Origin of the sequence: Micromonospora matsumotoense, assembly GCF_900091525.1 — a bacterium.
GTDB lineage: Bacteria > Actinomycetota > Actinomycetes > Mycobacteriales > Micromonosporaceae > Micromonospora > Micromonospora matsumotoensis.
Window position 1 is genome coordinate 340,871 of the sequence record NZ_FMCU01000001.1, and the last position, 24,791, is coordinate 365,661.

The window sequence follows — 24,791 nt, forward strand, 5'->3', positions numbered from 1 at the left end:
GCCGGATCGAGCCGGGTGGAAAGGCCCCGCCGGGCGGCTCAGCGGGTGGGGTTGCGGACGCCCTCGGCGAGTTCGGCGGAGAGGGTACGCAGGGCGGCCAGGCCGGCGTCGAGGTCCGGTGCCTCCAGCAGGCGGCGGATCAACGCGCTGCCCACGATCACCCCGTCGGCGTACCCGGCGACGGTGGCCGCCTGCGCGCCGGTGCCGACGCCGAGCCCCACCCCGACGGGCAGCTCGGTGACCTCCCGCAGCCGGGAGACCAGCACCGGGGCGGCGTCCGAGGTCTGCGACCGGGCCCCGGTCACCCCCATGATGGCGGTGGCGTAGACGAAGCCCCGGCAGTGCTCGACGGTCATCCGCAGCCGGGCGTCCGTGGACGACGGGGAGACCAGGAACGTCCGGTCCAGCCCGTGCGCGTCCGAGGCGGCCAGCCACTCGCCGGCCTCGTCGGGAATGAGGTCGGGGGTGATCAGGCCGGTGCCCCCGGCGGCGGCCAGGTCCCGGGCGAACGCGTCCACCCCGTACTGCTCGATCGGGTTCCAGTAGGTCATGGTGACCACGGGCGCCCCGGTGGCCGCGACCGCTTCGATGATGCGCAACGTGTCGGCGGTACGGACGCCACCGGCCAGCGCGATGTCACTGGCCTTCTGGATCACCGGGCCGTCCATCACCGGGTCGGAGTAGGGGATCTCCACCTCGATGACGTCCACCCCGGCCTCGACCATGGCGGTCATCGCGGCGATGCTGCCCTCGACGGTGGGGAACCCGGCCGGCATGCAGCCGACCAGGACGGCCCGCCCGTCGGCCCGGGCCTTGTCGAAGGCCACCCCGATCCGGCTCACGGTCTCACTGCTCCTTGTCGAGGATGCCGAAGTACTCACCGGCGGTGTGCACGTCCTTGTCACCACGACCGGAGAGGTTGACCACCAGGACCGGTTCCCGGCCCAGCTCGGCGGCGAGTTGCGGGGCGACCTGCACCACGCCGGCGAGGGCGTGCGCGCTCTCGATCGCCGGGATGATCCCCTCGGTGCGGCAGAGCAGCTCGAACGCGGCCATCGCCTCCCGGTCGGTCACCGGCTGGTAGCGGGCCCGGCCGGTGTCGTGCAGCCAGGCGTGTTCGGGGCCGACCCCGGGGTAGTCCAGGCCGGCGGAGATCGAGTGCGACTCGATGGTCTGGCCGTCGGCGTTCTGCAGCACGTACGTGCGGGCGCCGTGCAGCACCCCGGCGCTGCCGCCGGTGATGCTGGCCGCGTGCCGGTCGGTGTCCACGCCCTCGCCGCCGGCCTCGAAGCCGTACAGCCGCACCTCGGTGTCGGGCACGAAGGCGTGGAAGATGCCCAGCGCGTTGGAGCCGCCGCCGACGCAGGCGAGCACCGCGTCCGGCAGCCCACCGGTCAGGTCGAGGCACTGCTGACGGGCCTCGTCACCGATGCCGCGCACGAAGTCCCGGACCATCTCCGGGAACGGGTGCGGGCCGGCGGCGGTGCCGATCAGGTAGTGGGTGTCGTCGACGTTGGCGACCCAGTCCCGCATCGCCTCGTTCATCGCGTCCTTGAGGGTGCGCGAGCCGGTGGTCACCGGCACCACGGTGGCGCCCAGCATCCGCATCCGGGCCACGTTGAGCGCCTGCCGCTCGGTGTCCACCTCGCCCATGTAGACCACGCATTCGAGGTCGAACAGGGCGGCGGCGGTGGCGGCGGCCACCCCGTGCTGGCCGGCGCCGGTCTCGGCGATCACCCGCCGCTTGCCCATCCGCCGGGTGAGCAGCGCCTGGCCCAGCACGTTGCGCACCTTGTGCGCGCCGGTGTGGTTGAGGTCCTCCCGCTTGAGCAGCACCCGCGCGCCGACCTTGGCGGAGAACCGCTCGGCGGAGTACAGCAGGGAGGGGGTGCCGGCGTAGTCGCGCAGCAGGGCCGCGAACTCGGCGAGGAACTCCTCGTCGGTCATCGCCTTGCGGTACACGGCGTCCAGCTCGTCGAGCGCGGCGACCAGCGCCTCGGGGACGAACCGGCCACCGAACCGGCCGAAGTGACCGGCGGAGTCGGGGAACCGCTCGGCCGGGGTCGACACGTCGGCGCTCATGCCGCCGCTCCCCGGCCGCCCGCGCACCGACGCTCCGTCGCGTCGCCGGTGACGAATCGCTCGCGCTCGCTCATCGCGATGTCCTCTCGCTGCGCAGATCTGCCCATCGGGTCAGCGCGCCGGGCGGGGCGTGGCCGGGTGGTTCCCGGCGTTGACCAGCTCGGCGACCGCCTCGCGGGGACTCTTCTGGGTGACCAGCCCCTCGCCCACCAGGACGGCGTCGGCGCCGGCCGAGGCGTACCGGATCAGGTCGTGCGGGCCCCGCACGCCGGACTCGGCGATCTTGACGACGCTGCTGGGCAGGCCGGGGGCGATCCGCTCGAACACGGACCGGTCGACCTCCAGGGTACGCAGGTCACGGGCGTTGACCCCGATCACCTGCGCGCCGGCCTCCAGGGCCCGGTCGGCCTCCTCCTCGGTGTGCACCTCGACCAGCGCGCACATGCCGAGCGACTCGATCCGCTCCAGCAGCCCGACCAGGGCGTTCTGCTCCAGCGCGGCGACGATCAGCAGCACCAGGTCGGCCCCGTGCGCCCGGGCCTCGTGCACCTGGTAGCTGGAGACCACGAAGTCCTTGCGCAGGACCGGCACCTGTACGGCCGCGCGGACCGCCGCCAGATCGTCGAGCGATCCGCCGAACCAGCGCCCCTCGGTCAGCACGCTGATCGCCCGCGCGCCGCCCGAGGCGTACTCACCGGCCAGTTCGGCCGGATCGGCGATCTCGGCCAGTCGGCCCCGGCTCGGCGAGGAACGCTTCACCTCGGCGATCACCGCCACGCCGGGCTTGCGCAGGGCCGCGTACGCGTCCAGCGGCGGCGGCGCGGCGGCGGCCAGTTCGCGCAGCCGCTCCAGCGGAAGCTGCTCCTGCCGCCGCGCCACATCCTCGCGGACGCCGGCCAGGATCTCGTCGAGCACGCTTGCGGACGCCGCCGAACCGGCCCCGTCCCCCTCTGCGTGCGCATGCTCAGCAGTCACCAACGGACTCCCCTCTCCGGGTGTCATGGGCCGATGCTAGGGGGCGCCACCTGGCGACAAGCGCCGGGGGTATGGCGCTCCTCACGAGATGGGCTGTGGCATGATGCCGGACCTCCGGTGAACGGAATGTCACACAGCGCCACCATACCCGTCGGTCGGTGTCATCGACATCAGTCGTCCGGAGCACTCCGGACCATCGATCGACACCCATACGCTATGAGATCACGTCCCGGCGCGGCGCGCAGCTCGGCCCGGCTCCCGGTGGCTGTGACGAAGCTCAAGGACGCCCGTCCGGTGCAGGTGGAGGCCGTTGACCGGCCCGTCACCAGGGCGAAACGTGAGCCCGGCAGCATCGTTTCGGGCAGACTCGACGATGCGCCTGCCCACCATCGGATCTCATCGTGCGGGGTGATCTATGAGCACTGCGGAGCCGAACGCCGGCATCGGACTCACCACCATCTCCCGAACCGTCGTCTCGCTGGCCGTCGAGGTGGTGCACACCCTGGAACGGGTCGTGGCGGGCGAGGGGCGGGTGCGGACCGCCCGGGGCAACGCCTGGGAGGCGGTCTGCGCCGACCGGGCCCGCGCCGACCAGCGCGCCGAACTGGACCGCCTGGTCGCCGAACTGGCCGCCACCCGGGCCGCGGCCCGGGACCGGCACGCGAGCCAGGACCGGCACGCCGCCCGCGCCCCGCAGCCGGTCAGTTGACGGTCGGGTCCTCACCCCGGTCGAGCGCGTCCCACGCCGCCCGGTTGCCCCGGTCGGCGATCGGCAGGCCCGGCCCGTCCGGGGCATCGGCGCGTGCCGTCCGCTCGTAGCGGGCGCCCATCCCCGGCCAGCCCCCGCCGCGCCGTGCGGTGAGCAGGCCCCCGCCGGCCGCCACCAGCCCGCCGAGCAGGCAGAGCGCCGGCCACTGCCGGTGCGCCTCGGCACCGACGTCGGCGACCAGCCCGTAACCGCCGCCGACCGCCACCGCCAGGCCGAGCAGGGTGATGAGGCCGCCGAGCAGTTGCCGGAGCCGTCCCCGGGTGGCCAGCACCGCACCGCCACCGGCCAGCGCGACCAGCGCCAACGCGGAGAGCCACGGCAGCAGGTCCGCCCCGGAGCGGTCCTGCCGGGTCGGCGGCAGCGCCCCCCGGGCGAGCACCTCCACCGACCAGGTCCGGGTCGCCGCCCAACTGGCCAGGCCCGCACCGACCAGGCAGAGCAGCACGGCGTACGTCAACTCGCGCCGGCCGGTCGAGGCAGCGGCGGACGGGCCGGTCGCGTTCGTCCCGCCGGCCCCGGTGCAGCTCACCGGGCCGGTCGCAGGGTCTCGGCGGCGGCGATCGCGGCCAGCACGGCGGCGGCCTTGTTCCGGGTCTCCTGGTCCTCGGCGGCCGGATCGGAATCGGCCACCACCCCCGCCCCGGCCTGCACGTACGCCCGACCGTCGCGGATCAGCGCGGTACGGATCGCGATCGCCATGTCCAGGTCGCCGCCGAACCCGAAGTAGCCCACGGTGCCGCCGTAGAGGCCCCGGCGGACCGGTTCCAACCCCTCGATGATCTCCATGGCCCGGACCTTCGGTGCACCGGACAGGGTGCCGGCGGGAAAGGTCGCGGCCAGCGCGTCGAAGGCCGTCCGGTCCTCGCGCAGGGTGCCCACCACGGTGGAGACGATGTGCATCACGTGGCTGTACCGCTCGATGGTGGCGAACTCCGGCACCTGGACGGTGCCCGGCTGGCAGACCCGGCCCAGGTCGTTGCGGCCCAGGTCGACCAGCATCACGTGCTCGGCCCGTTCCTTCGGGTCGGCCAGCAGCTCGGTGGCGAGCCGGGCGTCGGCGACCGGGGTGGCCCCGCGCGGCCGGGTCCCGGCGATCGGGTGCAGCATCGCCCGGCGCTGCCCGTCGGTGTCGGCGTTGACCTTGAGATGTGCCTCCGGGGAGGAGCCGACGATGTCGAACCCGTCGAAGCGGAGCAGGTACATGTACGGGCTCGGGTTGGTGGTCCGCAGCACCCGGTAGACGTCCAGCGGGTCGGCGTCGGTGGCCCGCTCGAACCGTTGGGCCAGCACGATCTGGAAGCACTCCCCGGCCCGGATCGCCTCCTTCGCCGCCTCGACCGCCTTCGGGTAACCGCCGTCCGGGGTCCGGCTGACCACGTTGCCGGCCGGTGGCCGACCCACCGTCGAGATCATGGGCGGAATCGGTCGGGACAGCGCGGTGGTCATCGCGTCGAGTCGACCCACCGCATGGTGGTAGGCGGCGGTGACCCGCTCCGCCCGGTCCGGGTCGTCCAGCGGTGGCAGCACCGCGTTGGCGACCAGGATCGCCGAGCCGTCGTAGTGGTCGAGCACCACCAGGTCGGTGGCGAGCATCATGCCCAGTTCGGGCACCCCGAGGTCGTCCTCGGTCAGCTCGGGCAGCCGCTCGAACCGGCGGATCAGGTCGTACCCCAGGTAGCCCACCATGCCGCCGGTCAGCGGCGGCAGGCCGGCATCCGGGTCGGGGGTCCCACCGGCGAGCGCCGCGACGGTCTCCCGCAGCACGTGCACCGGGTCGCCGGAGGCCGGCACCCCGGCCGGCGGGGTGCCGGTCCACGTCGCGACACCGTCCCGCTCGACCAGGGTGGCGCTGCTGCGCACCCCGATGAACGAGTACCGCGACCAGGCCATGCCGGCCGAGCCGACACCCTGTTCGGCGGACTCCAGCAGGAAGGTGCCCGGCCCACCGGCCAGCTTGCGGTAGACCCCCACCGGGGTCTCCGCGTCGGCCAGCAGCCGCCGGGTCACCGGCACCACCCGCCACCGGGCCGCCGCCGCCACGAAGCCCGCCAGGTCCGGGCTGAGCGCGCCGTCGGTCATGAGGACGCTCCCTGCGGGGAGGTGACCGGGAGTTCGGTGAAGAAGCAGGTGCGCTCGCCGGTGTGGCAGGCCGCGCCGACCTGGTCCACGCCGACCAGCAACGCGTCGCCATCACAGTCCAGCGCCACCGAACGGACGTACTGGTGGTGGCCGGAGGTGGCGCCCTTGACCCAGTACTCCCGGCGGCTGCGCGACCAGTAGGTGGCCCGGCCGGTGGTCAGGGTGCGGTGCAGCGCCTCGTCGTCCATCCAGGCGACCATCAGCACCTCGTCGGTGTCGTGCTGGCGCACGACCGCGGCGACCAGGCCGTCCGGGGTGCGGCGCAGCCGGGCGGCGATGGCCGGGTCGAGACGGGACGGGCGGGCCGCGGCGGCGGGTCCGCCGTCGCTGGGAGCAGAGTCAGGTACGGGCACAGTTACCGATTGTCCCGCACGCGGCGCGGGCACCTGCGCCCCGTCCCCGATCGCCCGGGACAACTGGACGACGTACCGGTCCAGCCGACCGTCGCGCAACGCCAGGGCGAGGTCCGGGCCGGCCGTCTCGGCGATCCGGTCCGCGTACGGCCGGACCAGCGGGAGCACCCCGGTCACCAGGCGGGCTGCGGCGGCACCGACCTCGACGGCGGCGGCGGGGCGTACCCCCAGGCAGAGCAGCATGTCGTCGCGGTAGCCCGGCGGCGCGACCGGCAGGTCCAGGGCGGCGGCGAAGGCGGTCCGGCGGGATGCCACCCGGACGCCCGGGTTGGCCGGTCGCAGCACGCACGGGCAGAGCCGGGCCAGGTCGGCGGCGGCCAGCCGGACGCCGAGCGGGTCGTCGGCGGCGAGGGCCCCGGCCACCTTGCCGAGGGTGGCGACCAGTTCCTCCAGGCGGGGCTGGTCGGCGGGTTGGCAGAGCACCGGCAGGTCGATCCGGCGACGCCAGGTCGGGTCGGCCCAGAGCAGTCGGGCGGGGGTGGTCACCGGCAGCCCGAACGCCCAGTCGGCCGGTTCGCCGAGCCGGTCGACCCAGGTGCGGACGTCCCGGGCGGCCACCGAGACGTGCACGATCCGCCCGTCCACCTCGGTCAGGTAGGCGCGGCGGGCATCGTACGGCGTCTCGGCCGAATCCGACGGCGGCGGCGGGTGTGCCGAGCCCGGCGGGACGGGCTGGTTGGCCGCGGCGACCAGGACGTCGAGGTCGACGTCGCTGTAGGCGGTGGCGGCCGACCGGGCGTGACTACCGCGCAGCAGTATCCCGACCACCGGGCGCTCGGCGGAAGCGCGCAACCGGTCGGTCCAGTCGGCCAGGAAGGCGGCCTCCGGCAACGGAGCGTGATCCACCGCGCCATCGTGCCGTAGGTCCGATCGGGGCGCAATGCCCGAAGGCGGACTTCCTGTCCGATCCGAAGGCTAGCGCCCGATCCCAAGACAAGCGCCCCGAGTCGGAGGCTAGTGCCCGGGACGATGCTTAAAGTCCGATACGAAGGCTGGCGCCCGATGGGTGGCCGCCGACCGATGCGGCCGGGGCCCTGGCCCTGCCGCGCAGGTGGCACGCCGGCAGCGCGGGGTCGGGCCGGCGCGCCGGCCCCGGCGGCGCTGCCGGCCGGTGCCGGCAGCGCCGCGCCCGGTGCGCAGGTCAGTGCCCGACCGTCTGCATCCCGGAGGTCGGATACCGCGCGCCGACCACCGCATCGGCGGGGACCGCCTCCCGCAGCCGGGCCTGCTGGGCGGCGGTGAGCCGCAGCTCGGCGGCGGCGGCGTTCTCCTCCAGGTAGCGGACCCGCTTGGTGCCCGGGATCGGGAGCACGTCCGGGCCCTGGGCGAGCAGCCAGGCCAGGGCGGCCTGGGCCGGCGTGCAGCCGATCTCGTCGGCCACCGCCCGGACGGCGGCCACCAGGCGCAGGTTGGCGTCCAGGCTCTCCGTCGCGAACCGGGGCGCCGCCGCCCGCCAGTCACCCTCGGTGAGCTGGTCCCGGCCGGTGATCGCCCCGGTGAGCAGCCCCCGCCCGACCGGCGAGTACGCCACCAGCGTCACCCCCAGCTCCCGGCAGGTGTCCAGCATCTCCCCCTCGACGTCCCGGGTGAACAGGCTGTACTCCATCTGCACGGCCGAGATCGGGTGCACCGCGTGGGCCGTCCGCAGGGTCGCCGGGCTGACCTCCGACAGTCCGAGCAGGCGCACCTTGCCCGCCTCGACCAGCTCGGCCATCGCCGTGACGGTCTCCTCGATCGGGGTGCCCGGGTGGCGACGGTGCAGGTAGTACAGGTCGATGGTGTCGACCCCGAGCCGGCCGAGGGAGGCGTCACAGGCCTGACGGGCCCAGGCGGCGCTGCTGTCGACGTACGCCCCGGAGCCGTCGGCGGTGCGCCGGTTGCCGAACTTGGTGGCCAGGAAGACCTCGTCGCGACGGGCCCGCACCACCGGGGCGAGCAGCCGCTCGTTGGCGCCGAAGCCGTACATGTCGGCGGTGTCGAGGTGGTTCATCCCCAGGTCGAGGGCACGGTGCAGGGTGCGCGTCGACTCGGCGTCGTCCGGCCCGCCGTAGGCGAAGCTCATGCCCATGCAGCCCAGCCCGATGGCGGAGACCTCCGGGCCGGCTGCCCCGATCCGTCGACGGATCATCGTTCCTCCTCGGTGCGGCGGTAGAGATCGATCTTGTAGTCGAGCATCTTGAGGTCCTCCTCCAGTTCGGCCATCCGGGTCAGCACCCGGATGCGGTGGCTCTCGAACAGCGCCCGGCGGGCGGCCAGCGTCCGGTCGCCCAGGCGGGCCAGTTCGGCGTACCGGCGCATGTCGCGCACGGGCATGCCGGTGCGGCGCAGCCGGGTGAGCAGCACCAGCCAGTCCAGGTCGCCCTGGGTGTAGCGGCGGCGGCCGGCCGAGTCGCGGCCGACCGGGGCGACCAGCCCCTCCTGCTCGTACCAGCGCAGCGTGTAGGTGGTCAGGCCGACCCGGGCCGCCGCCTCGCCGACCGACAGGCCGCTGTCCCGCGTGCTGATGTCCACGGGCTCCAGGCTTCCAGTTCGAGCGCGCTCGAAGTCAACAGTTGCGCGCGGTCGGTTAATTCATCTAGCGTTGATTTCAACGAACGATGAGTTTCTGAGGAGGCGCGATGGACGACGCCATCGCCGTCCGCGACCTGGTCGTCGACCGGGGTCGACGACGGGTGCTGGACGGCATCGGCTGCACGGTGCCGCGCGGCGCGGTCACCGGGCTGCTCGGCCCGAGCGGCAGCGGCAAGACCACCCTGATGCGGGCCGTGGTCGGGGTGCAGACCATCAACTCGGGCACGGTCACCGTGCTGGGCCGACCGGCCGGCACGGCCGAGCTGCGCCACCGGGTCGGCTACCTGACCCAGGCACCCAGCGTCTACGCCGACCTCACGGTCCGGGAAAATGCCCGCTACTTCGCCACCCTCCAGGGACGCCCCGCCGCCGACGCCGACCGGGCGGTCACCGACGTCGGCCTGGCCGCCGCCGCCGGCCAACTGGTCGGCACCCTCTCCGGCGGGCAACGCAGCCGGGCCTCGCTGGCCTGCGCGCTCGTCGGCGAACCGGAACTGATCGTCCTGGACGAGCCCACGGTCGGGCAGGACCCGGTGCTGCGGGCCGACCTGTGGGCCCGGTTCCACGCCCTGGCCGCCGCCGGGACCACCCTGCTGGTGTCCAGCCACGTGATGGACGAGGCGGCCCGCTGCGACCGGCTGCTGCTGATCCGTCAGGGCCGGCTGATCGCCGACGACACCCCCGACGCCGTCCGCGCCGCGACCGGGGTGGACGACCTGGAGGAGGCGTTCCTGCGCCTGATCCGGGCCGGCGGAACCGACCCGACGACCACCGGGGAGACGGCGTGAAACCGACGATCCTGGCCGCCACCACCGGACGCATCCTGCGTCAACTGCGGCACGACCGGCGTACGGTGGCGCTGCTGGTGGTGGTGCCGACGGTACTGCTCACCCTGGTCTACTACATGTACGCCGACCAGCCCGCCCCACCCGGCCAACCGGCCCCCTTCGACCGGGTCGCCCTGGTGATGCTGGGCTTCTTCCCGTTCATCATCATGTTCCTGGTGACCAGCATCGCGATGCTGCGGGAACGCACCAGCGGGACGCTGGAACGGCTGCTCACCACCCCGCTGGGCAAGCTCGACCTGCTCTTCGGCTACGGCATCGCGTTCGGGCTGGCCGGGGTGGTGCAGGCGACCGTCGCCGCCGCTGCGGCGTACTGGCTGTTCGGGCTGACCACGGCCGGGGCCGCCGGGCTGGTGATCCTGATCGCCGCCGTGAACGCGGTGCTGGCCGTCGCGCTGGGGCTGTTCTGCAGCGCCTTCGCCCGTACCGAGTTCCAGGCGGTGCAGTTCATGCCGGTGGTGGTCGCCCCGCAACTGCTGCTGTGCGGGCTGTTCGTGCCGCGCGGGCAGATGGCCGGCTGGCTCCAGGCGGTCAGCGACGTGCTGCCCCTGTCGTACGCGGTGGAGGCGCTCCAGGAGGTCGGCGCACACGCCGAACCGACCGGCCTGATGTGGCGGGACGTGACGATCGTGGCCGGTGCGGCACTGGCGGCCCTGGTGCTGGCGGCGGCTACCCTGCGCCGGCGCAGCGGGTGACCCCGGTGATCCGACGGACCGGCCGCCGCCCCGGCAACCCGGACACCCGGGAGGCGATCCTCACCGCCGCCCGGTCGGCCTTCGCCGAACGCGGCTTCGACGCCGCCTCGATCCGCCAGATCGCCACCGCCGCCGGAGTGGACCCGGCCCTGGTGCACCACTACTTCGGCAGCAAGGAGGAGCTGTTCCGGGCCACCATCGACATCCCGATCGACCCGGCCGTGCTGCTGCCGGCCGTGCTGGCCGGCGACCCGGACCAGATCGGGGAACGGCTGGTCCGCACGTTCCTCGGGGTGTGGGACTCGCCGGCCGGGTCGGCGGCGGTGGCGCTGCTCCGCTCGGCGACCAACAACGAGTGGACGGCCCGGCTGCTGCGCGAGTTCCTGGTCACCCAGGTGCTACGCCGGGTGCTCGACCAACTCGACCTGGACCCGGCGGAGTTGCCGCTACGCGGCGCACTGGTGGCCACCCAGATGATCGGCCTGGCCATGATGCGCTACGTCATCCGCCTGGAACCGGTCGCCTCCGCCACCCCCGACACCCTGGCCACCACCCTCGGCCCCACCATCCACCGCTACCTCACCGCCCCCCTCCCCTAACCCCCCGCGCCCACCCCCACCCCCACGCCCCGCCCGTCCGGCCCCGCCCCGCCCGGCCCCGCCCCGCCCGGCCCCGCCCGGGCCGGGCCGGGCCGGGCCGGGCCGGGCCGGGCCGGGCCGGGCCGGGCCGGGCCGGGCCCGCACCGGTGATCAAGAGGTTTACGTCACGACAGCCGTCCGGCATGACGTAAACCTCTTGATCACCGGGAGCCGCCGGCGGCGGGCGGGAGGCGGCGAGTGGAGCGGGGGCGGGGGGCGGGGGGCGGGGGGCGCGTCAGGGGTGGGGGTGGGCGGGGGTGGGGAGGGGGAGCAGGGGGAGCAGGAGGTGGGGCAGGTCCGCCGGGTCGGCGAGCGGGTGAGGGAAGGGCAGGCGGGCCCGGCGGCGGTCGCCGGGGCGGCCGTACGCCACGACCAGGCCGTAGCGGTCGAGGCGTACCACCCGGGGTTCGTCGCCGGTCAGGTGGAGCCGACCGCGCAGGTACGCGACCACCTCCGGCCCGTGGTGGTCGGCGAGGTCGGCCAGCAGCGCGGCCTCGTCGGCGTGCAGCGGGTCCGGCTCGGCGGCGGCGTACTCGCCGGGATCGACCCGGTGCACCACGCCGGCGGTCTCCAGCCGGGCCTCGGCCACCTCGAAGCGGTGCAGCCGGAAGCGGCTCCCCACGTCGAGCAGATCACCGGTCGGGTCCACGGCGGCGAAGTCGACGGCGGCGCGACGGGCCGACTCGCCGTCCAGTGGCACCGCCCAGCCGGAGACCCAGGCCCGACCGGCCGACGGCGCTCCGGCGGCCGGGGGCAGGTCGAGCACGTCGAGCACCACGGCGACGTCCCGGGCGGCACCCGGGTCCAGTTCGGCGGCCAGGTCGCTGAAGACCGGAACGAGCAGCAGCACCCGCCCCTCCAGGTCGGTGGCGTGCCGGACGTGGAACGGTCCGGGCCGGTGGGCGAGGTGCACCAGGCCGGGCAGCCGACCGGCCACCAGGGTGCGGATCAGCTCAGCAGGGGTCGGGGCCACCGGGCACCTCCGATAAAGGTTAGCCTTACCTAACCGCAGCGTAGAGCACCCGGGGCGACGGCGTCCACCGACCACCGACTCCACCGTGGGACGCGCTTTCGGCGACGCCCGACCCGGGGCGGTGCTCCCCCGCCCCGGTGCCCACGTCGAACGTCAGCGGGTCTGTTCCAGCCAGGAGGCGTAGAGCAGGGCATACACCGAGTCGGGGTCGCGGAGCAGCTCCTCGTGCGGGCCGCGCTGCACGATCCGGCCCCGGTCCACCACCACCACCTCGTCGGCGGCCTGCGCGGTGGAGAGCCGGTGCGCGATGGCCAGCGTGGTCCGACCCCGGGTCACCGCGTCCAGGGTGCGTTGCAGGCGTACCTCGGTGGCCGGGTCGACGGCGCTGGTCGCCTCGTCCAGGACGAGCAGATCCGGATCCGCCACGTAAGCCCGGGCCAGCGCCACCAACTGCCGCTCGCCGACGCTCAGCGCCTCCCCCCGCTCACCCACCGGGGTGGCCAGGCCCGCCGGTAGACCGTCCAACCAGTCGGCCAGGCCCAGCTCGGTGAAGGCGGTGGTGAGCTGCGCGTCGGTCAGCTCGGGACGGGCGAAGCGGACGTTCTCCCCGACCGTGGCGTCGAACAGGAACCCGTCCTGCGGCACCATCACCACCCGGGACCGCAACGAATCGAACCGCACCTCGTCCAGCGGCACCCCGGACAGCAGCACCCGCCCCTCGGTCGGGTCCATCAGCCGGGTGAGCAACTTGGCGAAGGTGGTCTTGCCGCTGCCGGTCTCGCCGACCACCGCCACCCGGCTCTTCGCCGCGATGTCCAGGGTGACGCCGTGCAGCACCGGCGGCCCGCCCGGATAGGCGAACGTCACCCCGGCGAAACGAATGTCCAACGGCCCGGCCGGCAACTCCCGGCCCTGCTCCCCCGGGTCGGCCACGTCCGGCGCGATGTCCAGCACGTCGAGCACCCGCCGCCAACCGGCGATGGCGTTCTGCGCCTCGTTGAGGACCTCGGTGGCGATCTGCACCGGCTGGATGAACAGGGTGACCAGGAACAGGAAGGCGGTGAGCTGGCCGACGGACAGCGTCCGGTCCGCCCCGAGCGACACCCCGACCACCACCACCCCGGCCAGCGCCACCCCGGCCGCCAACTCCCCCACCGAGCTGCCCATGATGCTGATCCGGATCGCCCGCTGCTGGGCCACCCGCTGCCCCTCGATCGCCGTGTCCAACCGGCGGGCCGTCCGGCCGGAAACCCCGTACGCCCGGATCACCGGCGCACCCACCACGCTCTCGGCGATCGTGCCGAGCAGGGTGCCCATCCGCTGCCGGACCACCCCGTAGGCCCCGGCCAACCGACGCTGCAACAGCCGGATCATCAGCACCGCCGGCGCGAAGGCGACGAGCACCACCAGCGTCAGCTGCCAGGAGTACGCCAGCATCACCGCCGTGGTGACCGCGAGCTGACCCAGGTTGACCAGGAGGATGACCCCGCCCCACTGGAGGAACTGGGTGATCTGGTCGACGTCGCTGGTCACCCGGGAGACCAGCGAACCGCGCCGCTCCGACTGCTGGTGCAGCATCGACAGGTCGTGCACGTGCCGGAACGCCCTGGTCCGGACGTTGGCCAGCGCGGTCTCACTGACCGTGAACAGTCGCCGCATCATCAGGTAGCCGCAGGCGGTGGTGGCCACCAGCACCGCCGCCGTGGCGGTGACCACGGTGACGATCACCCCCAGATCCGGGCCACCGGGCACCGCGATCCCCTGGTCGATGCCGCGCTGCACGGCCACCGGCACGGCCACCCGGCCGACCATGTAGAACAGCGCCAGCGCGACGGTGCCGGCCAGGCCGGTACGCAGCTCCGGCGAGAGCGCCAACCCCCGCCGCAACGTCTGCCAGGTCCCCTCGACCCGCTCGTCCCCGTCACCCGCGCTCACCGGTGCCGACCTTCCGTTCACGACTGCGGGGCTCCGCTGCGCTGCACTCCTCGCGCTCACCGGGCCAACCCTTCGTTCACGACTGCGGGGCTCCGCTGCGCTGCACTCCTCGCGCTCACCGGTCCACCTCGATCTCCAGGCCCGACGGCAGCGGGGCGGCCTCGTCGTATGTCCGGTTCTGTTCCCGTTCCTGCTCGGCCTGCTCGTAGGCGGTGACCAGGTCGACGTAGCCGGGCACGCTGGCCAGCAACTCGGTGTGGGTGCCCCGGGCCAGCACCCGGCCCTGCTCCAGATAGATCACCTCGTCGGCGAGCGCGATGGTGGCCCGCCGGTACGCCACCACCAGGATCGACGCGGCGGCCTGCTGCCCGGGCGCCGGGGCGCGCAGCCCGGCCAGGATGGCGGCCTCGACCCGGGGGTCGACCGCGCTGGTGGCGTCGTCGAGCACCAGCAGCCGGGGCCGGCCGGCCAGCGCCCGGGCCAGGGTGAGCCGTTGCCGCTGACCACCGGAGAGCGAGGTGCCCCGCTCACCGACCATGGTGTCCAGCCCGTCGGGGAGGGCCGCGACGAAGCCGTCCGCCTCGGCCAGCCGCAGCGCCGCCCAGACGTCCTCGTCGTCGATGCCCGGCCGGTCCAGGCCGATGTTGGCCCGGACGGTGTCGTCGAAGACGAACGGCACCTGGGCGACCAGGGCGGCGGTCGAGGCGAGTGACGCGGCGGTGAGCCGGCGTACGTCCACCCCGTCCAGGGTGACCGTGCCGGTGGCCGGGTCGACCAGCCGGACCGCCAGCGAGGCGATGGTGGACTTGCCGGCGCCGGTCGGGCCGACCAGCGCCACCGTCCGCCCGGCGGGCACGGTGAAGGCGACCGCACCGAGCACCTGCGTCCCGGGCAGGTGCGCCTCGGCGGGTTCGTACCCGAAGTGGACGCCGTCGAAGGCGAGGGTGGCGGGCGTCCCGCCGTCGTCGAGGGTGTCGTCCCCGTAGGGCATCTCGCCGGTGGCGTCGAGCACCCGGCTGACCCGGTCCCAACCGGCCACGCTGCGGGGCAGTTCGGCCAGCACCCAGCCGATGGCCCGCACCGGGAAGGCCAGCACGGTGAAGAGGAAGGCGACGCTGACCAGTTCGGTGACGGTGATCGCGCCCTGCCGCAGTCGGATCGTGCCCACCACGAGCACCGCCAGGGTGCCGAGGCTGGGCAGCGTCTCCAGTAGCGGGTCGAAGACCCCCCGCAGCCGACCGACCGAGATCAGCGAGTCCCGCAACTCCCGGGCCCGACCGGCGAACCGGGCGGTCTCCTGGGCCTCCCGGCCCATGGTCTTGACCACCAGGGCGCCGTCGAAGCTCTCGTGGGCGATGCCGCTGACCTCGGCCCGCAACCGCTGCGCGAGGGCCTGGCGGGGGGCCATCCGGCGGGAATAGACCACGTTGAGCGCGAACAGGGCGGGGAACACGGCCAGCCCGACCAGGGCGAGCGCCCAGTCGGTGAAGAAGAGCGAGCCGACCGCACCGACCAGCATCACCAGCGTGCCCACCGCGAACGGCAGCGGCGCGATCGGATACCAGGCCGCCTCGACGTCGGAATTGGCGTTGGACAGCAGCGTGCCGGTGGCGTTGCGGTGGTGCCAGGACAGCGGCAGTTCCAGGTAGCGGCGGGTCACCCGGCGGCGGTAGGCGGCCTGGAGGCGGAACTGCATGTAACCCGCGCCGAGCCGGCGGCCGAAGATGCCGACCACCCGCAACACGCTGATCCCGAACAACGCCACGGCGGCCAGGGCCAGTGTGCTGGTGCCGACCTCGCCGGACTCGACCGCCGGCACCACCACGTCGCCGACGACCGCGCCGACCACGTACGCGCTGACGATCACCAGCCCACCGAAGAGCACGCTGCCGGCGACCGCCACCGCGAAGATGCGTGGTTGTTCCCGGATTGCCCGGCCAAGGACCCACAGCCCCCGGTGGATCACGTCCCGACTCGTCCCGCTCGCCACGCTCTCCCCCGCCGTAAGCCGCAATTATCTCCCTTATCCTTACCGCTCGCAGCCACCTACGCCGCCCGGCGTGGTATGTCGACCATCACGTCGCCGATCGCACCGCCCGCACGCGTCCCCCGCCGGTGGAGCGGACCGCTCGCCGCGCCGACGGCGGCCCGCCGACCTACGATCGCTGCATGCCGCGGTACGCCCGAGCGGAGCGCGAGGCGCTCGCCGACCTGATGCTGGAAGTGGGCCCGGACGCCCCGACGATCAACGAGGGGTGGACCGCCCGGGACCTCGCCGCCCACCTGGTGGTGCGGGAGCGCCGCCCCGACGCCGCCGGCGGCATCCTGCTGCCGCCCCTGCACGGGTACGCCGAGCGGGTGCGGCTGCGGGTCGCCGCCCGGCCCTGGCCGGAGCTGCTCGACCAGGTGCGCCGCCCCCCGGTGTGGAGCCCGGTCAGCAACCCACTCACCGACGAGCTGGCCAACACGATGGAGTTCTTCATCCACCACGAGGACGTCCGGCGGGCCCGGCCGGGGTGGCAACCCCGGGACCTCCCGCCCGGGCTGGCCGCCCGGTTGTGGAAGCCGGTCGCCCTGCTCACCCGGACCCGGGCCCGACGGTTCCCGGCGAACCTGCTGGTCCAGGCACCGGGCCAGGGTGAGGTGACCGCCGGCCGGGGTGGCGACCGGGTACGCCTGGTCGGCTCCCCCGGCGAGCTGGTGCTGTTCCTCTCCGGCCGGCAGCGGGTGGCCCGGGTCCAGATCGACGGTCCACCGGCGCTGGCCGAACGGCTGCGTACCGCCCCCCTGGGGTTGTAGGCACCCCGGCGGGCCCGCCCCCTGGGGTTGTCGGCACGCCGGGGGGACCGGCCCCTGGGGTTGTCGGCACGCCGGCGGGACCGGCCCCGGGGTCGTCGGCACCCGGTGGGACCGGCCGCGCCCACCCGGGCACGGGACCGTTCGCCCCCGCGACGAACACCCTGCGCGGCCGACGGATCACCCGACGGAGCGGACCACGTCGCTGTTGGCGGTAGCGGTGGAATCGGTCACTTCGACCCCCGCCAGCAATGATCGATGTCGATTCCCTTGGCGTACTCTCCGGCGACGCCACCGGTGGGGGGTGGCCGACTGGGGAAACCATGCACAGTTTCAACGTCTCGGCGTTACTCGAACCACCCTTCGTCAGCCGGCGGCACGCCGCCACCGACGGGGTGGCGGCGGAGAGTACGGAGTGGGCCCGCCGGCAGGGCCTGATCGAGGGCGGGCGGGCGACGGCCCGACTGCACCGGGCCGGTGCCGCCGAGCTGGCCGGACGCGCCTGCCCGCAGGTGTCGGTGGCGCAGCTGCGGCTGCTCACCGACCTGCTCTCCTGGCTGTTCGTGATGGACGACGTCTGCGATGACGACGGGCTGGGCAGCGCGCCGGCCACCCTCGCGCCGACGATCGCCGCGCTGCTGGACGTCCTCGACCGGCACGGCGCACCGGCCGACCGGTCGCCCCCGGCCGGCCACACCGTGCCGACCAGCCGACCCGCGCCGACCGACCGCGCCGTACCGACCAGCCGACCCGCGCCGACCGACCGCATCGGGCCGACCAGCCGGCCCGCCGGCAGCAGGCCGACCGACCACGCCGGGCCGGACAGCCGGGGCGCACCGGGCGGGGCGCTCGGTGCCGCCCTGGCCGACCTGTGCCGCCGGGTCCGCGACCAGCGCCGCCCCACGCTGCTGCTGCGGCTGGTCAGCCAGTTGCGGGCGTACCTGCTCGCGCTGCTGTGGGAGGCGGCGAACCGGGAGCACCGACGGGTCCCGGGGGTGGCCGAGTACCGCCAGATGCGGCGGCACACCGGCGGGGTACGCCCCAGCCTGACCCTCACCGACCTGGCGTACGGCCGACTGCCCGGCCCGACGCGGCGGGTCGATCCCGCGGTGATCGCGCTGGACGACCTCGCGGTCGACCTGGTCTGCTGGTGCAACGACCTGTTCTCCTACCGCAAGGAACAGGACACGGCGGCCGACCCGCACAACCTGGTGACCGTCCTCGCCACGCAGACCGGGCGGGGCGAGGCGGCGGCGTTCCAACTGGCCGCCGGGTGGTTCAACGACGGGCTGGCCGGCTACCTGGTCCGCGAGGCGGCGCTGGTCGCGCACGGCGGGCCCGCACTGACGCCCTACCTGGCGGCCCGCCGCTCGTGGCTGCGCGCCACCTACGACTGGTCGGTGCGGGTGGACCGGTACGGCTGACCACGCCCCCGCACCGCACGCGGCAGCCGGTCCGGCGCGGGCGTCGGACCGACCCCGTCGGGACTCAGCCGCCTCACAGGTACGGGGGCTAGCCGATGCCCCGGCGCAGGCAATACCCTTCGGTAACCGCAGCGCGACGTGACCCCCGTCACGTCACCCACCCCCTGAAGGCGGCTATCACGATGGCTCTCGATATCCCATACCGTTCCATCCCTGACATGTTCCGCAAGCGGGTGGCCGCGACCCCCGACCAGCACGCCTTCGCCCACCCGGCGCCGGACGACTCCGGGCCGGTCTGGTTGACCTGGGCCCAGGTCGGCCGGCGGGCCGACGCGGTCGCCGCCGGCCTGCACGGGCTCGGGGTCGGGCTGGAGGACCCGGTGGCGATCCTGGCGAACACCCGGCTGGACTGGATCATCGCCGACTTCGGCGTCATGTGCGCGGGTGGGGCGACCACCACCGTCTATCCCACCACCGAGCCGCAGGACGCGACGTACATCATCGCCGACTCCGGTTCCCGGGTGCTGTTCGCGGAGAACCCGACCCAGGCGGCGAAGATCGCGGGCGCGCAACTGCCCGCGCTCACCCACGTGGTGCTCTTCGACGGCACCCCCGACCCGACCGCCGCGGTGCCGCAACTCACCCTCGCCGAGTTGGAGGCGCAGGGGGCACAGGCCCTCGCCGCCGAGCCCGACCTGATCGCACGGCTGGTCGCCCCGGTCGGCCCGGAGCACCTGGCGACGCTGATCTACACCTCGGGCACCACCGGCCGGCCGAAAGGCGTCGAGTTGCTGCACGGCGGCTGGTGCTGGGAGGGGGTGGTGCAGGCCGAGACGGGTCTGCTGCGCGACGACGACGTGCAGTACCTGTGGCTGCCGCTGTCGCACTCGTTCGGCAAGACGCTGCTCTGCGGCTCGACGCACGTCGGGCTGCCGACCTACGTCGACGGCCGGGTGGACAAGCTGGTCGAGATGCTGGCGGTGATCCGGCCGACGCTGATGTGCGGGGCGCCCCGGGTCTACGAGAAGGTCTACAACAAGGCGGTCACCACCGCGCAGGACGCCGGCGGCGCGAAGGCGAAGATCTTCGCCTGGGCCGTCACGGTCGGCAAGGAGAAGGTCGCCCTGGAGCAGGTTGGCCGGCCGGTGCCGGGCGGCCTGAAGCTCAGGTACGCGCTGGCCGAGAAGCTGGTGTTCAGCAAGCTCCAGGCCCGGCTCGGCGGACGGATCCGGGTGCTCGTCTCCGGTGCGGCCCCGCTGAGCGCGGAGATCGCCACCTTCTTCGCCGCCGCGAACCTGCCCATCTCCGAGGGGTACGGCCTGACCGAGACCAGCGCCGGCAACTTCGTCAACCCGCCCGACGGGCTGCGGATCGGCACGGTCGGCCGGGCGATGGGCGACCTGGAGTGCCGGATCGACACCGACGGCGAGATCCTGGTCCGGGGTCGGCCGGTGATGCGCGGCTACCACAACCTGCCCGGGGAGACGGCCGCCGCGTTCACCGAGGACGGCTTCTTCCGTACCGGCGACATCGGCAGCCTCGACGACGACGGCTACCTGCGCATCACCGACCGCAAGAAGGACCTGGTCAAGACCTCCGGCGGCAAGTACGTCGCGCCGTCGCACATCGAGGGCATGTTCAAGGCGATCTGCCCGTACACCTCGCAGGCGATCGTGATCGGTCAGGCCCGCAACTACTGCACCATGCTGGTCAGCCTGGACCCGGACGCGATCCGGGGCTGGGCGGCGGGTGGCCCGCTCGACGGACGGGACTACGCCGAGATCGTCGCCTCGCCCGAGGCCCGGACCATGGTCGAGGAGCACGTCGCCCAGCTCAACGCCAAGCTCAACCGCTGGGAGACGATCAAGAAGGTCACCGTCCTGCCCCGCGACCTGACCATCGAGGACGGCGAGATGACCCCGTCGCTGAAGATCAAGCGGCGCGGGGTGGAGAGCAACTTCGCCGCCGAGATCGACCGGATGTACGCGGGCAGCCTGGCCGAGATCTGAGCCGTCCGGGCTGGTCGGCGTCCGTGTCCCCCCGTCCCGGGACACGGACGCCGACCGGTCACAGGTGCTCGTGACGCCACCGGCTCTGCTCGGCCTCGGTGGCCTCCTGTTCCGCCAGGGCCAGCTGGCGCACCCGGTGCCGGCGACGGCCCTGCCCCCGGGTCTCCACCACGACCAGGGCGACGCAGACCAGTGCCAACAGGGCCAACGCGCCCACCTCGGGCACCCGGGCCCCCAGCGGGGCGAACGCGCCCAGCGCCAGCACCGCCAGCACCGGTGGCCAGCGCAGCACCCGTACCGTCCGCAGTCCGCAGGCGACCAGACTGAGCAGGTAGAGGCTCACCCCGCCGTAGAGCACCAGCACCCACCGGCCGCCCAGCGGCAGGCCCCAGTCCGGATTGCCCGGGTCGGCCACCTCGGCCAGCAGGTCCTTGAGCCCGAGGGCGAAGAAGATCACCCCGGCGACGATCGGCAGGTGCAGGTAGGTGTAGGCGTCCCGGGCCAGCCGGGCCCGGGACACCGGATCGCGGCTGCGGTGCAACGCCTGCTCCATGGCGAGCGCCAGGGTGTCGAAGTAGGTCCACCACAGCACCGAGGCGACGGCGATGCCGAGCGTCGCGGCGATCACCACCGGCCAGGTCAGCGGCAGGCCGGTGACGAATTTCGGGCCGACCCCGAGCGCGATGATCGACTCGCCGAGGGCGATCAGCACCATCAGGGCGTGCCGTTCCGCCCAGTGCCCGGCGGAGAGCACCGACCAGTAGGCCCCGCCCAGGCGTACCCCGGCCACGTACTCCAGCAGCAGGGCGAGCGTCCAGAGGGCGAGTTGCAGGGCGGTCGCGATGCCGTCCCCGGCGATCCGGTGGGGCAGCACCGCGGAGACGACCAGCAGCGCCGTGGCGCCCACCGGCAGCAGCGCGAGCCGGGTCCACTGCCGCCACCGGACCGGGTCGCCCCGGGCCAACACCCCGAAGACGGACAGCTGGCTGGCCCTGACCAGAAAGTAGCAGCCGGCGAAGACCAGCGGGCCGTGCAGACCGCCGGGCTCGTCGAGGAACGCCCCCGGCATGCTCAGCGCCAGCAGGAAGGTGGCGGTGACGGTGACGAAGCCGAGCACCGGCAGCAGCCCCTGGTCGGCGCGGACCGCGTTGCCGAGGCCGGCGAACCCGGTCCAGCACCACCAGAGCAACCCCAACACCAGCAGGCAGCGCAGTAGGTTGCTGGCAGTGGGCTCCCGGGAGGTCAACGCGGTGACGTTGAAGAACGCGAAGACGAAGACCAGGTCGTAGAAGAGTTCCAGCCGGGTGGTCCGGGAGCCGGGCGCACCGAGCCGGACGCCGCGCGACCACCCCGGGCTGCCCACCTCGGCAGTCTCCCAGCCGCCGCCGGCCGACCGGGCCGGTTCGTCCCGACCGCGTCCCTCGGCGGCCCCGGGGCGGGTGGGTCAGGCGATGACGGCCGGTTCCCGCCAGCGCGGGCGGCCGGCGCCCCGGTCGAGGTCGTAGCGGATCGCGGCCAGCCGGCCGACCGCCTCCACCAGGTCGGCGGCGGGCAGGGTGAAGGGCAGCCGCAGGAAGCGCTCCAGGGTGCCGTCCAGGCCGAACCGGGGGCCGGGCGCCAGCCGTACGCCGACCTCCTCGGCGGCGCGGGCCAGGGCACTGGAGATCGGGCCGTCCAGCTCGGCCCAGAGGGTGACGCCGCCGCGGGGCACTTCGACCCGCCAGTCCGGCAGCCGCTCGGCCAGCACGTCGAGCAGGGCGTCCCGCTGGGTGACGAGCTGGTCACGACGGGCCGCGACGATCGCCGGGGCCTGGGCGAGCAGGTGCACCGCCACCAGTTGGTCGAGCACCGGGCTGGCCATGTCCACCCCGACCCGGGCGGCGGCCAGCCGCTGCACCTGCGGCGCGGAGGCGCGTACCCAGCCGATCCGCAGGCCACCCCAGTACGGCTTGCTCATCCCCCCGATGGAGATCACCCGGGAGTGCCGGTCGAAGACGGCGGTCGGCGGCGGCAGCGGCGTGCCGTCCAGCGGCAGATCCACGAAGGACTCGTCGATGACCAGGTCGGTGCCGGCGGCGTGGGCCGTGGCGACAAGCCGTTCGCGCAGCTCGGCAGGCATCAGGTGACCGGTCGGGTTCTGGAACTCGGGGATCAGGTAGGCAAGCTTGGGCCGGGTCTGCCGGACGCTGCCCAGCAGCAGGTCGGCGTCCCAGCCGGGGCCGTCGACGGCGAGGCCGTGGGTGCTGATCCGGGCCCGTCGGGCGGCCAGCGCGGCGAGCGCGTTCGGGTAGGTGGGCGATTCCACCAGGACGTTTCCGCCGGGCGCGAGGGCCAGCCGCAGCACCAGGTCCAGCGCGTGCTGGGTGCCGCTGGTCACCATGATCTGCTCAGCGCTGGTGGGCAGCCCCCGTGCGGTGTACGCCCGGGCGACCGCCTCGCGCAGCTCGATGATGCCGGTCGGGTGGTAGCCCGCGCCGGACAGGTAGCGCGGCAGGTCCTCCACGGCGGCGTGGGCGGCCGGCACCAGCTCGGGCGGCGCGGCCAGCGCGGCCACCCCGAGATCGATCATGTCGCGGTCGTCCAACGGGGTCCACAGGCCGGTGCTGGCGACCCGGTGGGTGCCGGGCAGCATGGTCCAGCTCCCCGCGCCGCGCCGGCTGGCCAGGTGGCCGGTCTCCCGCAGCTGCCGGTACGCGGCGGTGACCGTGGTCCGGCTGATCCGCAGCGCCTCGGCCAGTTCCCGCTCGGCCGGCAGGCGTACCCCCAGGGGGAGCCGGCCGTCGGCGAGCAGTCCCCGGACGGCGGCGGCGAGCGCGGCGTAGTCGGGGCTGCGGCGGCGGCCCGGCAGCGCGTGCCACTGCCCGAGCAGCCGGGCCAATTGGACCCCTCGCACCTGGCTGGTCACGGCCACCCCTTAGGAATTGGCTCTTCTCTGGGCAGTATTGGACCCTAGGGTGGCATGCATGGCTCCGATTGGCAATCTCCGGCACCGCCCCGTCCGGCGGCTCACCCAGCTCTATGCCGGGCTGGTCCTCTACGGGGTCAGCATGGCCATGATGATCCGCTCCGGGCTCGGGCTGGACCCGTGGGACGTCTTCCACCAGGGGCTGGCCCGGCAGACCGGTCTGTCGTTCGGCACCGTGACCATCGCGGTCGGCGCGGCGGTGCTGCTGCTCTGGATCCCCCTGCGGCAACGCCCGGGGCTCGGCACGGTGAGCAACGTGGTGGTGATCGGGCTGGTGGTGGACGCCGCGGTGGCCCTGCTGCCGGCCGGGCTGCCGCTGGCCGCCCGGATCGGCCTGCTGCTCGGCGGGATCGTCGCCAACGGCGCCGCCACCGGCCTCTACCTCGGCGCGCGGCTCGGCCCCGGCCCCCGTGACGGCCTGATGACCGGGTACGTCGCCCGCCGACCGGGCCGCTCGGTCCGGCTGGTCCGCACCGTCATCGAGATCACCGTGCTGGCCCTGGGCTGGCTGCTCGGCGGCACGGTCGGCATCGGCACCGTCGCGTACGCGCTGGGCATCGGCCCGCTGGCCCAGTTCTTCATCCCCCGCTTCGCCGTCCCCGCCGAACCGGTCCAGTCGAACCGGGCCCGCCCGGCACCGGTCGGCACGGCATCGGGTGGCAGGGCATTGGATGGCACGGCGTTGGGCGGCACGGCATTGGATGGCACGGCATTGGGCGGCACGGCACCGGTGTCCGTGCCGCCGGTGTCCGCCGACCCGCCGGCCCCGGAATCCGGCCGCGGGAAACCGGTTTCCGGCGGAATCGCTCCCCGAGGGTCCGGAGGTGACCACGCTGAGCTGCGCTGACACGACAGGGGGAAAGTAGGTGTTTCCTCAACGGACACCTACGGGCATCATTCGTGCATGGGGGAGAACGCGTGGCGCTGGACGGACGCCTGGATCTTCGTGTCACTGGTGATCGCCAGCGGTGCCGGACGGCACCGCCGCGCGGCGGATTCCCGCCGCCCGGAGGGGGTCCGGCTCACTGACGTGTTGTCCACCGCCGACCACCTCAACCAGGCGATACCCGAACGGCACGACGTGGAGACAGCGGTCCAGCGGCTGGTCGGCGCGGGGTTGGTCACCGTCTCCGACGGCTGGTTCCGGATCACCCCGGACGGCGAGCAGCTCTGGCGTACCCGGCCCCGGGCCGGCGTGGGCGGCACGGTCGACAGCGTGCAGGGGGTGCTGGTCCGGCGGCACGCCCCCGGCAGCGCGCAGTGGCACCTGCCCGAGGAGGACCACGCCGCCGCCGTGCAGGAGTACGTGGTCCGGTCGATTCCGGCCCCGCGCCGCTCCCCGGAGGGGCAGACCGGCCGCTGAGCCACCCGCCCGCGCGCAGAGCAGGGGTGACCGGCGGCGCCTTGTCCAGGCTCCGCCAGGAGCCACCCGCCCCGCGCGCGGGGCAGTGTCCCTTGCCCAGCCAGCTGGGTGAGGGAGCCACCCGCCCGTGCGCGGAGCACCCGCCGTGTGTAGAGCGCGGGCGGAGCGGCGGGGATCAGGGTGTCCCGGTGGCGTGGAT

21 protein-coding genes and 2 pseudogenes are annotated in these 24,791 nt (G+C 74.1%); 9 read left to right on the top strand and 14 right to left on the bottom strand.

All coding sequences use genetic code 11. From position 1 onward, the window contains the following. Positions 1–38: 38 nt before the first annotated feature. The 3 genes from trpA to trpC form a co-directional block, all read right to left on the bottom strand. Positions 39–842, bottom strand: a complete 804-nt coding sequence (gene trpA / locus GA0070216_RS01410) for a tryptophan synthase subunit alpha (protein WP_091237421.1) — start codon at positions 840–842, stop codon at positions 39–41. Positions 843–846: 4 nt separating this feature from the next. Beyond that, positions 847–2,082, bottom strand: coding sequence for a tryptophan synthase subunit beta (gene trpB, locus GA0070216_RS01415; protein WP_091237424.1), 1,236 nt, complete (start codon positions 2,080–2,082; stop codon positions 847–849). 111 nt (positions 2,083–2,193) lie between these two features. After that, positions 2,194–2,997: an indole-3-glycerol phosphate synthase TrpC gene (gene trpC, locus GA0070216_RS01420; RefSeq protein ID WP_176738808.1), complete on the bottom strand. Its 804-nt coding sequence runs from the start codon at positions 2,995–2,997 to the stop codon at positions 2,194–2,196. Positions 2,998–3,472: 475 nt separating this feature from the next. Here trpC and GA0070216_RS01425 point away from each other — a divergent pair, with 475 nt between their 5' ends. Then, entirely contained in the window at positions 3,473–3,766 is a 294-nt protein-coding gene (locus GA0070216_RS01425) for a hypothetical protein (RefSeq protein WP_091237429.1), read from the top strand. Here the strand turns inward: GA0070216_RS01425 and GA0070216_RS01430 are convergent. The 6 genes and pseudogenes from GA0070216_RS01430 to GA0070216_RS01450 all read right to left on the bottom strand — a co-directional run bounded on the left by GA0070216_RS01430 (position 3,759) and on the right by GA0070216_RS01450 (position 8,889). Next, the gene (locus GA0070216_RS01430; RefSeq protein ID WP_091237432.1) at positions 3,759–4,355 is read right to left on the bottom strand and encodes a Trp biosynthesis-associated membrane protein; all 597 of its coding nucleotides are present in this window, start codon (positions 4,353–4,355) and stop codon (positions 3,759–3,761) included. The two genes, GA0070216_RS01425 and GA0070216_RS01430, sit on opposite strands and share 8 nt — an antisense overlap. Next, positions 4,352–5,905, bottom strand: a complete 1,554-nt coding sequence (locus GA0070216_RS01435) for an anthranilate synthase component I (RefSeq protein WP_091237434.1) — start codon at positions 5,903–5,905, stop codon at positions 4,352–4,354. The genes GA0070216_RS01430 and GA0070216_RS01435 overlap by 4 nt, the downstream gene beginning before the upstream one ends. Further along, the gene (hisI, locus tag GA0070216_RS35200) at positions 5,902–6,351 is read right to left on the bottom strand and encodes a phosphoribosyl-AMP cyclohydrolase (protein WP_425413126.1); all 450 of its coding nucleotides are present in this window, start codon (positions 6,349–6,351) and stop codon (positions 5,902–5,904) included. The genes GA0070216_RS01435 and hisI overlap by 4 nt, the downstream gene beginning before the upstream one ends. Positions 6,352–6,495: 144 nt before the next feature. After that, positions 6,496–7,224 (bottom strand): annotated as a pseudogene (locus GA0070216_RS36335) (phosphoribosyl-AMP cyclohydrolase); the annotation flags it as partial. Positions 7,225–7,519: 295 nt separating this feature from the next. Beyond that, positions 7,520–8,506 (bottom strand): aldo/keto reductase, encoded by a 987-nt coding sequence (locus tag GA0070216_RS01445; RefSeq protein ID WP_091237436.1) that lies wholly within the window; start codon positions 8,504–8,506, stop codon positions 7,520–7,522. Continuing rightward, positions 8,503–8,889, bottom strand: coding sequence for a MerR family transcriptional regulator (locus GA0070216_RS01450; RefSeq protein ID WP_091237438.1), 387 nt, complete (start codon positions 8,887–8,889; stop codon positions 8,503–8,505). The genes GA0070216_RS01445 and GA0070216_RS01450 overlap by 4 nt, the downstream gene beginning before the upstream one ends. A 107-nt stretch (positions 8,890–8,996) precedes the next feature. Between GA0070216_RS01450 and GA0070216_RS01455 the strand changes: the two genes are divergently transcribed. From GA0070216_RS01455 to GA0070216_RS01465, 3 genes are read left to right on the top strand one after another with little or no spacing between them, the layout of a single operon-like run. Further along, positions 8,997–9,737, top strand: coding sequence for an ABC transporter ATP-binding protein (locus GA0070216_RS01455; RefSeq protein WP_091237440.1), 741 nt, complete (start codon positions 8,997–8,999; stop codon positions 9,735–9,737). Continuing rightward, a complete protein-coding gene (locus tag GA0070216_RS01460; protein WP_091237443.1) occupies positions 9,734–10,489 on the top strand; it encodes an ABC transporter permease in 756 nt (251 codons plus the stop codon). Before GA0070216_RS01455 ends, GA0070216_RS01460 begins: the two co-directional genes overlap by 4 nt. A 5-nt stretch (positions 10,490–10,494) precedes the next feature. After that, positions 10,495–11,088: a TetR/AcrR family transcriptional regulator gene (locus GA0070216_RS01465; RefSeq protein ID WP_091238828.1), complete on the top strand. Its 594-nt coding sequence runs from the start codon at positions 10,495–10,497 to the stop codon at positions 11,086–11,088. Positions 11,089–11,362: 274 nt separating this feature from the next. Here GA0070216_RS01465 and GA0070216_RS01470 read toward each other — a convergent pair whose 3' ends face one another. The 3 genes from GA0070216_RS01470 to GA0070216_RS01480 form a co-directional block, all read right to left on the bottom strand. Beyond that, a complete protein-coding gene (locus tag GA0070216_RS01470; protein ID WP_091237445.1) occupies positions 11,363–12,100 on the bottom strand; it encodes a DUF2470 domain-containing protein in 738 nt (245 codons plus the stop codon). Positions 12,101–12,253: 153 nt separating this feature from the next. After that, positions 12,254–14,035, bottom strand: coding sequence for an ABC transporter ATP-binding protein (locus GA0070216_RS01475; RefSeq protein ID WP_091237447.1), 1,782 nt, complete (start codon positions 14,033–14,035; stop codon positions 12,254–12,256). A gap of 115 nt (positions 14,036–14,150) precedes the next feature. Beyond that, a complete protein-coding gene (locus GA0070216_RS01480) occupies positions 14,151–16,025 on the bottom strand; it encodes an ABC transporter ATP-binding protein (RefSeq protein ID WP_091237450.1) in 1,875 nt (624 codons plus the stop codon). Positions 16,026–16,204: 179 nt separating this feature from the next. On the opposite strand from GA0070216_RS01480, the gene GA0070216_RS01485 reads away from it, so the two are divergent. The 3 genes from GA0070216_RS01485 (at position 16,205) to GA0070216_RS01495 (ending at position 20,264) form a co-directional block, all read left to right on the top strand. Next, positions 16,205–16,834 (top strand): TIGR03085 family metal-binding protein, encoded by a 630-nt coding sequence (locus tag GA0070216_RS01485; RefSeq protein ID WP_091238831.1) that lies wholly within the window; start codon positions 16,205–16,207, stop codon positions 16,832–16,834. Between the two features lie 320 nt (positions 16,835–17,154). After that, positions 17,155–18,255: a terpene synthase family protein gene (locus GA0070216_RS01490; RefSeq protein WP_091237453.1), complete on the top strand. Its 1,101-nt coding sequence runs from the start codon at positions 17,155–17,157 to the stop codon at positions 18,253–18,255. 182 nt (positions 18,256–18,437) lie between these two features. Further along, on the top strand, positions 18,438–20,264 hold the full coding sequence (locus GA0070216_RS01495; protein ID WP_091237455.1) for an AMP-dependent synthetase/ligase: 1,827 nt from the start codon (positions 18,438–18,440) through the stop codon (positions 20,262–20,264). 58 nt (positions 20,265–20,322) lie between these two features. Here the strand turns inward: GA0070216_RS01495 and GA0070216_RS01500 are convergent, their stop codons facing one another. Both GA0070216_RS01500 and yczR read right to left on the bottom strand, forming a co-directional pair. Next, positions 20,323–21,627 carry a low temperature requirement protein A gene (locus tag GA0070216_RS01500; RefSeq protein WP_091237457.1) on the bottom strand — a complete coding sequence of 435 codons (1,305 nt, stop codon included), beginning with the start codon at positions 21,625–21,627 and terminating at the stop codon, positions 20,323–20,325. An 81-nt stretch (positions 21,628–21,708) separates the two neighbouring features. Next, complete coding sequence (gene yczR / locus GA0070216_RS01505) at positions 21,709–23,169, bottom strand: MocR-like transcription factor YczR (RefSeq protein ID WP_091238833.1); 1,461 nt, start codon at positions 23,167–23,169, stop codon at positions 21,709–21,711. A 58-nt stretch (positions 23,170–23,227) separates the two neighbouring features. Here yczR and yczE point away from each other — a divergent pair. Continuing rightward, positions 23,228–23,839, top strand: a pseudogene (gene yczE, locus GA0070216_RS01510) (membrane protein YczE); the annotation flags it as partial. Positions 23,840–24,133: 294 nt separating this feature from the next. Beyond that, positions 24,134–24,592, top strand: a complete 459-nt coding sequence (locus GA0070216_RS01515) for a hypothetical protein (RefSeq protein WP_091237460.1) — start codon at positions 24,134–24,136, stop codon at positions 24,590–24,592. Positions 24,593–24,791 lie beyond the last annotated feature (199 nt).

Coding starts and splice junctions, on each gene's coding strand:
- GA0070216_RS01485 (WP_091238831.1), top strand. CDS start 16,205: ATGCCGCGGTACGCCCGAGCGGAGCGCGAGGCGCTCGCCGACCTGATG.
- trpB (WP_091237424.1), bottom strand. CDS start 2,082: ATGAGCGCCGACGTGTCGACCCCGGCCGAGCGGTTCCCCGACTCCGCC.
- GA0070216_RS01515 (WP_091237460.1), top strand. CDS start 24,134: ATGGGGGAGAACGCGTGGCGCTGGACGGACGCCTGGATCTTCGTGTCA.
- GA0070216_RS01425 (WP_091237429.1), top strand. CDS start 3,473: ATGAGCACTGCGGAGCCGAACGCCGGCATCGGACTCACCACCATCTCC.
- GA0070216_RS01435 (WP_091237434.1), bottom strand. CDS start 5,905: ATGACCGACGGCGCGCTCAGCCCGGACCTGGCGGGCTTCGTGGCGGCG.
- GA0070216_RS01445 (WP_091237436.1), bottom strand. CDS start 8,506: ATGATCCGTCGACGGATCGGGGCAGCCGGCCCGGAGGTCTCCGCCATC.
- GA0070216_RS01490 (WP_091237453.1), top strand. CDS start 17,155: ATGCACAGTTTCAACGTCTCGGCGTTACTCGAACCACCCTTCGTCAGC.
- GA0070216_RS01495 (WP_091237455.1), top strand. CDS start 18,438: ATGGCTCTCGATATCCCATACCGTTCCATCCCTGACATGTTCCGCAAG.
- GA0070216_RS01455 (WP_091237440.1), top strand. CDS start 8,997: ATGGACGACGCCATCGCCGTCCGCGACCTGGTCGTCGACCGGGGTCGA.